Here is an 11,946-nt window from a genome sequence, read left to right as displayed (position 1 = left end):
ACCGGATGACTCCGAAGCAACACTATCGTTACCAGCGGTGCGCTGCGTCAAGTATATACTTACCGCTGCATCGCATGGTTAGGCCCGTTCGATTTTGATTCCAAGTTCACCGAATACATCGTTCGGCACCATTATGATGTTCATGTTCAGAGACATCTTGCCTCCATCTCCAGGCGTAAATTCCGGCTTTTTGGTGAAGAAGATCATGCGGGCATTCGGGTGTCGCTCCTGAATCTCTCGTGTAAGGCTGGCGTAAAACTCCTCTGCCGGATGCAGCTCAGGGAAAAAAGTCTTCGCTACGAATGTGGCATAGCTCTGTATCATCTGGACATGAAACTCTTTCAAAATGGCGACCAAGTCCAGATCGCCCCTCTCGACCGTAAGACCAGAGCGCTTCCAACCGCGACTCTCGGCCAAAAGGGTCTTACTGCTAGCAGTGATCTTGATGCGCACAGATGTATCGTTCGCGGTTCGGCTATTGGCGCTGATCCCAAGTCCGACGTGCTGGACGTAGCCGCGATAATCGAGGAGGAAGGCAAATGGCCAACACGCGGCACAAAGGCGATCAACGAAATCGAAGTATTTCTTGAGCGTGGCCTGCTGCTTCTTGAATCGTTGTCTGAACGAAACGGCGAAGTGTTTCTGGATCGTGTAGGCGAACGTCAGATAATTGAGCAGTAGCCGATTGAGCTCCTCGGAAACATCGACATCCTCGTGGAAATCCGCCGAGAGAAGGCGATTAAGGTAGTTCCGCCAGTCCGTGTAATTGCGGTCGAGCATCCGGAACAACGAAAGACGCGATCGGGCTTCGGTAAGGCAACGAGTAAAAGCTGTGTGCTGTTCGACCTCCGCAGGCGATAGATCGCGAAAAGCATCGTAGTGCCGTTTGGCTGCGTTGTAACTACCGAGGTGCACGTATAGGCCTAACGAGAATAAGATCAGGGACGCCTACCCGAGGCGAGCGTTGATCGCAGGCGGAATGATTTGGTCATGTGAGATTTCGGACGCACGACGGGTAGGTTTCGCTGGATCGGCTGGTTAGATGACATCGCGTGGCAACATCTCAAACGTTGCAAGAAAGTCTGCATCATCGCTCCACGTATGCAATTCGCCGTCGGCTTGGCGCAACCACACCACAACGGGCTCCTCTGCCGCGCCCGCCAACACCGACCAAATCTGCCCCGCCGGATGTTCGCCTATGTCGCGACGCAATCGCACCCGATCACCAGCGAGAGCCCCGCATCGATACTGCGTGATCGGATACTCAGTGACCGGACGATAAGTGTCTTCGCTCACAAATCAGAATGGCATCTAACGAGAATTATGCGGCAAAATGTCGTATAACACCGCGGGACTCGGCAGCCCATTTCCAGCGTTCACTTGGGCGAAGGGGTCGATCATCAGCTCCCGCTGATGTTGTTTCCCGGCGGCCAGTCACGCAAGCCGAAACACCCCGAATCCTTTTCAGGGATACGCCGGTGGTTTTCCGTCGCCCCTGCTCAGGGGCTTGGATGAAACGGTCAACCCGGAGTTCCGCTTCGCTTCACTCCGGGCTTTACTCCGCCGCCCCCGATTGGGGGCTTTCTGCTGTCGCGTCTGTCGGCCGTAGGCGCGGAAAGCGTGCGCTGCGAGCCCGGGTAGCGCCGGCGGCGCGCCGGAATAGAGCCGGAGTGAGCACAACGAACTCCGGGGACTCGTTCGAAAATGCATAACCCCGTAAGGGGTGCCGGAACCCATGCACCTTCAATCAGCGTCGCATGCTTTCGGGGCCACCGCACTGGCGTTTCGTTCGCCCCTGCTCAGGGGCTCGCTTGGGAATGAATCGGCACCGCGGAGTTCCGCGTCGCTTCACTCCCGGCTTTAATCCGCCGCCCCCGAATGGGGGCCGAGTATCCGTGATATCCGCGCAATCCGCGGTCAAATTCCCCAATTCGAGCGCGTTTCGCTTGCAGATTCTTTGTTTTCTCCGCAGACTGCCGCCCTTTCAAATATGGCGCTCTTTATTTCCTCCTGGACAAAAAAGCTGATCTCGCCATTTCCGCGCGTTCTTATCGTTTTGATTCTCGCCGGAATGGTCTTCGCCCCGGCCCGTCAGGCCGAGGCAAACAAGCCGCGGGTTTACAACCTCATCGTCAAGGAAGTCGAGCCGGTCGATCTGCTGATTCGGGAGCGCTACGGGAGTAAGTACGACGTTGTCGAATTTCGCGAGGACAAGACCTACGTCTGGGCGAGACTAACGAAGTCGCGATATCCGAACCCCGTTTATGACGATAACAACGAAGAGGTCGTGGGTTCCGTCCGGGTTTGTTTCATCGTGACCACCGATGGGCGCCTGGTCGATCCGTTCATCGTCCGATCCGCGGATCGGCGGCTGGAGGGTCCGGTGCTGAATGTCCTCAAGGAATACCGGGCGATTCCCGCGCGGTTAAACGGCGCTCCCGTCGCCACGGTCGAAACGATGAAATTCACCTTCGGCCCGCCCCCCCGCCGCCGGATCGATTACTTCCGGTAGCGAGGCGGTAAAAGGAGGATTAGCCCGCGAATCACGCGAATGGGCGCGAATGGGATGCCGGAAGGTTTCGAAGACGGCGCCGCGCGACATCCCTATAAATTGATTCGCGTTTATTCGCGTGATTCGCGGGCAGTTATTTTCTTCACAGCGGAGGCATCGCGCGGCGTAGCGCGCGATCCACCTGGCTCGCCTTGCTGGGCTCTCAACTATCGACTCTCGACTCACAACTTGCCGCCACCTAACGCAAGCCAGTTCCCCAGCGATTGCGCAGGAAATGCTCGATCGGCGAGGCGGTTTCGTAACGCCGGCGCTTCGAAGAAACGCCTAAACTAACTGACGCGGTTCGGCTTGCTCGCAACGGCAACTTTTTTCTTGCGCGTCAACCGAGCGCGCTGCCACCATGAGCAACGTGATCCCCACGACCCCAGGAAGTAGATTCGTCATCCCGAATAAGCACCTCCAGCACTTTCCACCCGCCCTCCCCACCAGAGCCGCATAACTCCATTACTCAATGAAATCCAAAAAACTGCTGCTCACCCTCATCCCCATCGCCCTCCTATTCAGAGTTCCCGCGGCGAGCGGTCAATGTCCAACGCCGGGACCAACTGTTAACGGCAACAAATCGATTTCAGCGAACGTTCTTGGTTCTACGTTGACCATCGGCACGAGTAACGCGTTCGCCGGCGCGATCACGTCAATCACGTGGAGGGGGAAACAATTCATTGATGCCGCCGATCACGGGCGTGAGTTGCAAACCGCGGTTTTTGCCCAGCCGGCGGCCGACGCGGGCATCCCTGATTGGGTCGAGTGTTACAATGCGAATGAGGCCGGAAGCGTAATCGACACCACCGTCAGCTCTAGCAAGCTCAGATCGATCAGCGCTGTGGGCAACGTCCTGACAAGTACGACCCAAATGGCCTTTTATCTCCCTCCCGGCGGTTATGGTGTTTGCGGCGAGCACGGCGAAGGGCCGGCCCACAACCAGTGCGCTCTCTCCAGATACGTCCTTCATAAAACGGTTACGATTGGCTTTGCCGGGATACCGAATGTGATCGAGTACGTTGCTACCGTCGACATTCCGGAAGAATTAGCGAGAGGCGAAATCGTCATCGCCGCATATGGCCCGAGCAGTCTTAGATGCACCAAAACGTATGATTTCCGGAACGGAAATTTTACTTCGGGCGATGACGTCTACGTTTGCCCTGACACCAGCAAAGGGTTGGCCACGAACTACGGGACCAATTACCCGGCCGCTTTGCATGACTTTAGTGGAACGGGAATGACGTTGTACAGTCCGGAACTGCTCCAACCGCTGCAAGATGCTTCGCATCCAATCGCCAATCCGTTCTTACAATGGGTCATGTTCCCGGGCGCGACTCCGACCAGTGTGTTCTGGAGTCGGTTCGTCCAAAGCACGCCGTATCACGCTGGCGAGGTCGCGACCCGCCGCGTTTACCTGGTGGTTGGAACATTTCAGGAGATGAGAAACGCGTTGAGTCAACTTCATTCCTATTTTAGCGACCTCGATCCGGATGTATTCGACTGGCAGCAATATTCGGCCTGGAATGGGGATGTCGCGGCCGCGATGCCTGGTCAGTACGGCAATGAGAATCACTGGGACTGGTGGGGACTGAGCGAAGGGCGCCGGGCAGCCGTTCCGTTTTGGGCGCCACTTTATCTCCAGCGCTACCAAGATATTTCGAACTATTGCGGGCCGACGAATTATCCGTGTGCGGCCTGGCATTACGTAACTTTTGGCCGAGCCGAAGGGCGGATCGGAAATTAAGTTGGGGCCTCGTCATGCACCGAAGGCACTGACCTGCTAGGCCGCTACCGCAGCCCGGTGCCCCAGCGGTTATGCAAAAATCGCTCGATGGGGGAGAAGAGGATCTTATCGGTGAGCAAACCGATGACGATGATGACGAACATGACGCCGATGACCTGTTCCATGGCGTTGAGCTCGCGACCGTAGTGAAGGAGATGACCCAGGCCGAACCCGGTCAGGATCGTGACATAAATTTCGGCGGCCATAAGGGAACGCCAGGCAAAGGCCCAGCCTTGCTTCATGCCGCTGACCAGGAACGGCAGCGACGCGGGCAGTATCACCTTCGTCCATTTGTGCAGGCCGGTGGAGCCCATCGTCTTCGCGGCCCGGGCGAAGATCGGCGGAATATTGCGCACGCCGGTATCGGTGGCGATGACGACCGACCAGACCGTTCCCATGACCACGACGAAAAGCATGGCGCTTTCGGTTTGCCCGAACCAAAGCAACGCGAGCGGAATCCAGCAAACGCTCGGCAGAGTCTGGAGCCCGAGCGCCAGGACACCGATCGTGTCTTCTATAAATTTTGACGCCGAGGTAAAGAGGCCGAGCGGCAAACCGATCAGGATGCCGATGAGATAACCGACGAGCAGCCGACGAACAGTGACGCCGGTGGCTTGCAGGAGGGTGCCGTCGCGGGCCGCGCCGACCAGGTATTCGCCGACGCTTCGGGGCGAGGGAAGAAGGACAGGCGAGTATCGGCCCGACTTGACCAGCAAATGCCACCCAGCGATCAGGACCAGGAAGAAAAGGGTGGCGAGGAGAACGCGTCGCATTACTCAGCTACCTCCCCTTCCATGTGGCCTTTCAAAGCGCGAGTGATTTTCCCGGCGTGTTCCGCGAGCTCGATGCTGTTGATATCGCGCGGGCGCGGCAGCGGGATTTCGAATTGCTCCCGGATCCGGCCCGGGTTGCGCGAAAAGAGAATGACGCGATCAGCCAGGCAAACGGCTTCGCGGACGTTGTGGGTAACGAAGACAATGGTTTTGCGGCGTTTTTGCCAGATGCGCTGAATGTCGCTGTAAAGCTGTTCGCGGGTCAGGGCGTCGAGCGCGGCAAACGGTTCGTCCATGAGAAGGACGCGTGGGTTCGGGGCGAGGGCGCGGGCGAGCGCGACGCGTTGTTTCATGCCGCCGGAAAGTTCGTGGACATGGGCCTTCGAAAATTTCTCTAATCCTACCAGTTGAAGGAAGAACTTGGCCACTTCGAGCCGCTCTTTGTTGCGCAACCCGGGCTTCAGCTTCAACCCGAACATGACGTTGCCGATGACATCGAGCCACGGGAAGAGGGCGGCTTCCTGGAACATAACGAGGCGATGCCGGCCGGGATTGATCACCGGTACATTGTCCGCCATGACGCGGCCTTCGTCGGGCGTCGCCAGGCCGGCGATGATGTCCAGGAGAGTCGATTTTCCGCAGCCGCTCGGCCCCACCAGACAAACGAATTCGCCCTCGGAAATCTCGAGAGAGATGTGATCGAGGGCGTGGACGGATTGCCGGCTGGTGCGAAACCACTTCGACACATCTTCCACCGCCAGCTTGGCCGGCGGAAAGCCCTGCAGTTCCTCCTGAAGCGGCATCAGGGTTTTTCGAACAACTTCGATAGGTCCGGCGCCGTCTTGATGAACCCGGTCTTGATGGAGTTCTGCATGAAACTCTCGATCGACGGACGTGGCACCTCGGCCGTGAACACGATCCGCTGCCAGGATTGCGCTATCAGGTCCGGAGCCATGTCGCTGCGGGTCTCGGCCAGCAGTTCATCCTTGATCAGCTTCTGCGCTTCTCCCGGGTGCTTCGCCATCCAATCGGTCAACTGCAAATGGGCTTCCGCAAATTTTTTCGCCAGCTCCCGCTGTTGGCTGAGAAACTTTGCGCTTGAGACAAGGACAGTGGTGGCGACTTCCTTTTCGTCCACAAGGATCTTGCCGCCAGATTCCTTCTCGAGCCGCGAGACCCAGGGCTCCACGGTCCAGACGGCGTCGACCTTCTTTTGCTGGAAGAGCGAAAGCTGGTCGGGGTTCTGGGTCGGCAGGACCTGCGCGTCGCCCCCGAGCTGGGTGATTTTCAATCCGCCGGCGATGAGCCAGGCCCGGCAGGAGATGTCCTGGGTGTTGCCGAGCTGGGGGGTGGCGATTTTCTTGCCCCGGAAATCAGCGGGCGCCTTGAGGTTTTGATCCGGCTGCACCACGAGGGCCGCGCCGCCGTTGGCCGCCCCGGCGATGAGCCGGACTTCGGCGCCGTTCGATTTCGTGTAAGCGTTGAGCGCCGGGCCGGGGCCGACATAGGTGAGATCGATCGATTGAGCGAAGATCGCTTCCATCGCGCTAGGTCCGGCGTTGTAGACAAACCATTCGATCTTCGTGCCGGCGCCGAGGCGCTCCTCGAACCAGCCTTTGCCCTGCCGGGAAAAATTGTGCGCCACCAGGGCCTGCGCATGGGTGATGTTCGGAAAATGGCCGACGCGAAGGACCACGTTTTCCGCCGCCTGGACCGATGGCCCGAGAGCAAACGCGGCGACGACAAGAAGGAGCGAGATTTTCTTCAGCATATGTTTAGGCGGTTAAGATTAATGGGCGAGCGAGTTGGGTGACGAGCGGAATTACAGGTGGGCGACGTTTTCTCATGACCGGCAAATGATCGGAAAAGCGAGCGGGTTAGCTCAGGAAGTCGCTGATGGGGGTCATCGGTTCGATGTGATCGCAAAAGATCTTAAAAGTGGCCAAGATCGGGACGGCGAGGACCATTCCGGAAATTCCCCACATCCAGCCCCAAAAGGCGAGCGAGATCAGGATTATCACCGGATTCAAAGTCAGGGAGCGGCCGAGGACCAGCGGCGTAATGAAGTTTCCTTCCAAGGTGGCGAGCACCAGGTAACTCCCCGGAAAAACCATCGCGTAGCCGAGGCTGTCGAAACTCAGGACCGCGCCGAGGGTCATGCAAATAATCCCGGTGAGCGCCCCGAGATACGGGACGAAATTCAGGAGGGCCACCATCACGCCCCACATGATCGGGTTGCGCAGCCCGAGGAAATGGACGGTGGTTCCCACCGCGACGCCGAGGCCGATGTTAATGGCGGTGACGGTGAGCAGATAACGCGAAATCTGGGACTCGATCTCGCGCATGATCGAAAGGGCGCGTTTCTTGTCCTCCAGCCGCGAGTTTAATTTGATAATCTTGGCGAGAAACACGCCGTCTGACGCGAGGAGAAAGTAAAGCAGGATCAGCATGACCACCGCGCTGGCGATGAACTCCGGCGTTTGAGTGAAAAAGGTTTCGGCGAGCGCGTTGCGTTTCACCACTACCGTTTGAGGTTTGGCCGCTTCCGGCTCCGGAGCGGTCAGCTTGTCGATTTCGCCCGTGGCCTCGGCGACTTTCTCCATCGGTTTTTTCAGCGGGAGCAGCTTGAGTTTTAGCTCCTGCAAACTGTAGGGCGCCTTTTCGATCCAGCCCGCGGCTGGTTCCGCGAGCCGGGAAATACTGTAAACAGCCAGGCCGATCAGGGTGAGAAGGATGAGGGCCGCCCCCAGCGGCGGACGGATCCGAATCCGGGTAAGCGCGCGCACCAGAGGAGTGAGGAGATAGCTCAAAAGCAAAGCCAGGACGAGCGGCAGGATCATCGCCCGCATGAAATACATCGTGTAGAAAACCGCGAGCACGAAGAGCCCGGTGAGCGCGAGCGATTTGATGTCGAACGGCCCACGCAAACGATCCGCCAGGCGATGGAGCCTGCCCTGGCGCCGGTCGGTTTTGGTTTCCTCCCCGGTTTCGTTTCGATCATCAAAAGACATCGCTGAATGATTCGCGACTGCCCGGCATTTCGCGCGCTCGTATTTTGCGAGGCGACGTAGCTAAGGCATTCGCTGAAACGAGATTGTAGCCAGCGATTGGCCTTTCGTGGTATCTTTCCGGGATGAGGCGTTTCCTCTGGATGAGTTCGCTGCTGCTTGCGGCAACGTTGCCGGCCCAGGAGGAGTTGCCGAAGAATCCCAGCGAACCGCTCGAGATCGAACCGCCCCTCCTCATCCAGGAAACTCCGAACCGGAACGTCGTCCACACGACCCCCGATACGGCCGTCGCCGGACAGACGGTGCTCGATCCGGAGCGGATCGGGATCGCTTTGGAGAAGGCGAAAAAGAGCGCCGCTTCCGGCGAACGTCTTTTTAAAGCCGGCGTCATCGCGAAAGTGGAAGCGGAGAATCGCGTCCTCAAAGTCGTGCGGCTGGAAGCGGACCTGGCCCAGGCGAAATTGGAAGTGGCGAAGGAGGATGTAGCGGCGGAGCAGGCGCGGGTAGCGTCGGGAGAAATTCCTGAGAGTGAGACCGCTGCGGCGGTTGCCGTCCTGGCGCTGGCCGAGCAGGAAGCGGAAGCGGCCGTGGCCCGACGCGAGCGGGCGGAGCTCGATGCCGCCCGGCTAAACCTTCAGCGGCAGAAGAAATTGCTGGCCATGGGGAGCGGACGGAAATCCGAAGTCAGCCGCGCGGAGGAGAAGGTGAGCGCGCTTCAGTCGAAAGAGTGAACGGTGATTGGTGATAAGTGAATGGTAAGCAGCTAAACCAATCACCAGTCACTTATCACCATTCACGCTTTCCCCCGCAGGGACGCAAATTCCCGGCTTGATTTTTTTGTAACTGCTGGCATACGAAGGGCCTTCTACGACCAGCCCATGTCCCTCGCCCATTCGAAAATCATTGTTTGCAGCGCAATTCTGGCCCTGACCGCTCAGGCTGCCCTGGCGGCGGCGTTTCCTTCCACGGGGCCGACTACACCCGGCAACGAAGCCCGGCTCCGCGACGGATTAGCTCTCGCCCCGGCCAACGCCCCGGTCTCGGTGAAGCGCGCCATCTGGGCGGCAAACCAATTACGGACCAAGCCGTATAAGTATGGCGGCGGCCACAAGACTTTTCACGATAACGCCTACGATTGTTCGGGCACGGTTTCCTATGCTCTCGCCGGCGCGGGCCTCGTCTCGCTCCCGATGAGTTCAAACGAGCTTCGCGCTTTTGGAAGCCGGGGTCCCGGGAAATGGATCACGGTTTACGCTCGAAGCGGCCACACCTTTGCCGTGATCGCAGGCCTTCGCCTGGACACGACTTCGCCTCACAATCCTACGCGCCAATGGGCGCCTCGCTGGCAGCCGACCCCGCGCAAGCCGTCAGGCTTCGAAGTGCGGCATCCGGCCGGTCTGTAGAGTTTTTCGGTCCTGGTCAGTTCGAGCCCCGGCGGGGCGAGGGATTAGAGCCCGGAGTGGAGCGCAGCGAAACTCCGGGAAACAAGCCGTCAAATATCCAAACCCCGGAACGGGGTGACGGAACGGCGAGGGTCGGGTCAAAAATAGCCGGCATCGCTATTTCGGGGCGGCGAGTTGCTCGAGATGCCGTCGCGCCACGGCGATGATCGGGTCCTGCGGAGCAACATCGACAGCGCGCTGAAAACTTGACCGGGCGTTCTCCGGCTGCCCAAGGCATTCGTAGGCTAATCCCAGCATGACAAACGCGCGCGGCTGATTCGGGTTCGCCTGGGTGAGTTGGTTCAATGTCTCCACGGCAAGGTCACACTTCTGCGACTGGAGGTAGGCGCCGGCGAGCGAGAACACGATCTCGGTGTTCTGGGGCGCAAGCGAGCGGACGGCGTCGATCTGTTTATAGGCATCGTCGAACCGCATCTGACGCACGAGCACGGCGGCCAGATTCACGCGCGGATCCACGTAGGTCGGATCTTTCGCGATCGCTTTCCGATAATGTTGTTCCGCCAAATCGAGGTGCTCCTGTTTTTCATGAACCAATCCGAGGTTGAAATTGGCGGCCGCATTATCCGGGTGCTCGGCCACCACCTGTTCGAGTTTCGTTTTGGCTTCCGCCAGTTTGCCCAGGCGGATTTGATTCACCGCGAGATTTACCCGGGTCGACAGAACATCGGTGCCCCGGCGGGTCGCCTCCAGGAAAAGGCGCTCCGCTTCCGAGGCCCGGCCTCGTTTGGAATAAAAATTCCCGAGCGTCTCGTACGCGGCCGTCCATCTGGGCCCAAGGGCCAGCGCCTTCTTCAATTCGTCTTCGGCCTCCGCGACGCGGCCTTTTTCTTCATAGACCTCCGCCAGATGGAGGTGGAGGAACGGCCATCTTGGAGAAAAGCGCAAAGCGTGCTCGGTCAAGACCGTGTCGCTCTGCCAGGTGGAGTTTTGGAGCCATGTTATCGGCGTGAGGATTAGCGCGAAAACCACTCCGGCATTCACCAGGAAGGTTGCCGGGCGCTCGCTCAAACGGTTCGCCAATCGATGGAGCAGGAAAGCAGCGAAGATAAGAAAGCCGGCTGAAGGAAGATAGAGATAGCGATCGTGGACAATCGATTCGATCGGCGTCAGCGCCCGTAAATTCAGGGCGGGTAAAAGAAAAACCACGAACAAGGCCAAAGCCTTCAGGGCTTGAGGATGGGAAATCCAAAAGCGAATGACGAAGATCGCCAGCGCCAGGAGAAAAAGGGCGCTGGCCCAGAAACGCGGGTCCGTGGCCGACAAAATAAATTCATAATCGTAAATGAACGCCAGCGGATAGGGCGCGACCAGTGTCCGGAGGTAGTGAAGCAAGACAAAGGGAACGGTGAGAATCAGGTGCCAGATGGAGTGGGCGTTGTTCCGGGCGAAGAATCCCAGGACGGAATACCGCGCCGACAGGGCCCCGATGGCCACGAGCACGAATGGTCCTGTCCGGAGACCGAGCGTCTTGATTCGCCCCAAAGTTTCCTTTTCCGCGCCCGAATCCAGCACTTCGCGCACGATCACGAAAAGCGGCAGAATCAAGCCGGTCTCCTTTGCTCCCATGGCGAGGAGCGCGCAAAGAAGGCTGCCTAAAAACCAAAGACCACGGTGCCGCTCGGCGCGACGGAACTTTTCATAGAGAACGAGACAACCAAGTCCGAACAGCCCCAGCATCAGGTCAGGCAACGCCGAAGCCCAGGCGACCACTTCGACATGGACCGGGTGGAGGCCAAAAATCAGGGCCGCCAGGGCGGCGGCGACCTTTTCAAAATTCCAAAGCCGACCCAACCGATAGACCAGGGCAGTCGCGCCAAGATGGAGCAACAAGGAGACAAGATGCCAGCCGATTACACTTGAGCCGGCCAGTTGATAGATAATCAGAAGCGCCAGGTTAAAGATCGGCCGATAATAGAGGCCGCTGACCGGCATGTTCTCGGTGGCGGAAAATGCCCAGACGTGATGGGAAAAGACCGAGGGCAGAAACGTCCAGGATTTGATCTGGGGATTCCGCTCGATTTGATACCAGTCATCGTAGAGAAACTCACCGGTAAGCGAATTGGCAAAAGCCAGCGCCGTGAGAAGAAGGACAATTCCCAGGAGCCAGCTCTCCTTCTCGAACCATTTTCCACCTTCCCGCGCTTGGGAGGACGAAACGGACATTTGCTTTCCGGTGTCGGAACGGTTCTGAGCCTTTCGCTTCTGTCGTTTTGCCACGGCGGGAGCATACAGTTGGCGGGTTCTGGCGGAATGCAAAAATGAGTGGGCAGCCGCGGAGCTTACGCTGTAGCCACGGCGCTCGGTCGCCGTGCCTGATTTCGAACACGCCTCGACAGAGCGAGGCGGCTACAGCGAGAACGGCAAC

The 11,946-nt window shown here is 58.6% G+C and carries 11 protein-coding genes; 4 read left to right on the top strand and 7 right to left on the bottom strand.

Annotation, left to right across the window (positions count from 1 at the left end):
• Nucleotides 1–78: 78 nt before the first annotated feature.
• Nucleotides 79–780: a hypothetical protein gene (locus tag VJU77_03525; protein HKP02410.1), complete on the bottom strand. Its 702-nt coding sequence runs from the start codon at nt 778–780 to the stop codon at nt 79–81.
• Nucleotides 781–1,038: 258 nt separating this feature from the next.
• Nucleotides 1,039–1,296 (bottom strand): hypothetical protein, encoded by a 258-nt coding sequence (locus VJU77_03520; GenBank protein ID HKP02409.1) that lies wholly within the window; start codon nt 1,294–1,296, stop codon nt 1,039–1,041.
• 694 nt (nt 1,297–1,990) lie between these two features.
• Between VJU77_03520 and VJU77_03515 the strand changes: the two genes are divergently transcribed.
• Nucleotides 1,991–2,512 carry an energy transducer TonB gene (locus tag VJU77_03515; protein ID HKP02408.1) on the top strand — a complete coding sequence of 174 codons (522 nt, stop codon included), beginning with the start codon at nt 1,991–1,993 and terminating at the stop codon, nt 2,510–2,512.
• A 511-nt stretch (nt 2,513–3,023) separates the two neighbouring features.
• Nucleotides 3,024–4,298: a hypothetical protein gene (locus VJU77_03510; protein HKP02407.1), complete on the top strand. Its 1,275-nt coding sequence runs from the start codon at nt 3,024–3,026 to the stop codon at nt 4,296–4,298.
• A gap of 44 nt (nt 4,299–4,342) precedes the next feature.
• Here the strand turns inward: VJU77_03510 and VJU77_03505 are convergent, their stop codons facing one another.
• The 4 genes from VJU77_03505 to VJU77_03490 all read right to left on the bottom strand — a co-directional run bounded on the left by VJU77_03505 (nt 4,343) and on the right by VJU77_03490 (nt 8,121).
• On the bottom strand, nt 4,343–5,110 hold the full coding sequence (locus VJU77_03505; GenBank protein ID HKP02406.1) for an ABC transporter permease: 768 nt from the start codon (nt 5,108–5,110) through the stop codon (nt 4,343–4,345).
• Entirely contained in the window at nt 5,110–5,913 is an 804-nt protein-coding gene (locus tag VJU77_03500; GenBank protein HKP02405.1) for an ABC transporter ATP-binding protein, read from the bottom strand. The genes VJU77_03505 and VJU77_03500 overlap by 1 nt, the downstream gene beginning before the upstream one ends.
• Complete coding sequence (locus VJU77_03495; protein ID HKP02404.1) at nt 5,913–6,881, bottom strand: ABC transporter substrate-binding protein; 969 nt, start codon at nt 6,879–6,881, stop codon at nt 5,913–5,915. The genes VJU77_03500 and VJU77_03495 overlap by 1 nt, the downstream gene beginning before the upstream one ends.
• A 106-nt stretch (nt 6,882–6,987) precedes the next feature.
• Nucleotides 6,988–8,121 (bottom strand): AI-2E family transporter, encoded by a 1,134-nt coding sequence (locus VJU77_03490; protein ID HKP02403.1) that lies wholly within the window; start codon nt 8,119–8,121, stop codon nt 6,988–6,990.
• A gap of 122 nt (nt 8,122–8,243) precedes the next feature.
• Between VJU77_03490 and VJU77_03485 the strand changes: the two genes are divergently transcribed.
• Nucleotides 8,244–8,849, top strand: coding sequence for a hypothetical protein (locus tag VJU77_03485; protein HKP02402.1), 606 nt, complete (start codon nt 8,244–8,246; stop codon nt 8,847–8,849).
• A gap of 147 nt (nt 8,850–8,996) precedes the next feature.
• Nucleotides 8,997–9,521: a hypothetical protein gene (locus tag VJU77_03480; protein ID HKP02401.1), complete on the top strand. Its 525-nt coding sequence runs from the start codon at nt 8,997–8,999 to the stop codon at nt 9,519–9,521.
• A gap of 156 nt (nt 9,522–9,677) precedes the next feature.
• Here the strand turns inward: VJU77_03480 and VJU77_03475 are convergent, their stop codons facing one another.
• Entirely contained in the window at nt 9,678–11,744 is a 2,067-nt protein-coding gene (locus VJU77_03475; protein HKP02400.1) for a tetratricopeptide repeat protein, read from the bottom strand.
• Between the last annotated feature and the right edge of the window lie 202 nt (nt 11,745–11,946).

It is taken from the genome of Chthoniobacterales bacterium (assembly GCA_035274845.1).
Taxonomy (GTDB): Bacteria; Verrucomicrobiota; Verrucomicrobiia; order Chthoniobacterales; family UBA10450; genus AV80.
Note: the sequence above shows the minus strand (reverse complement) of the source record. Positions and strands in the feature narration are given on the sequence as shown.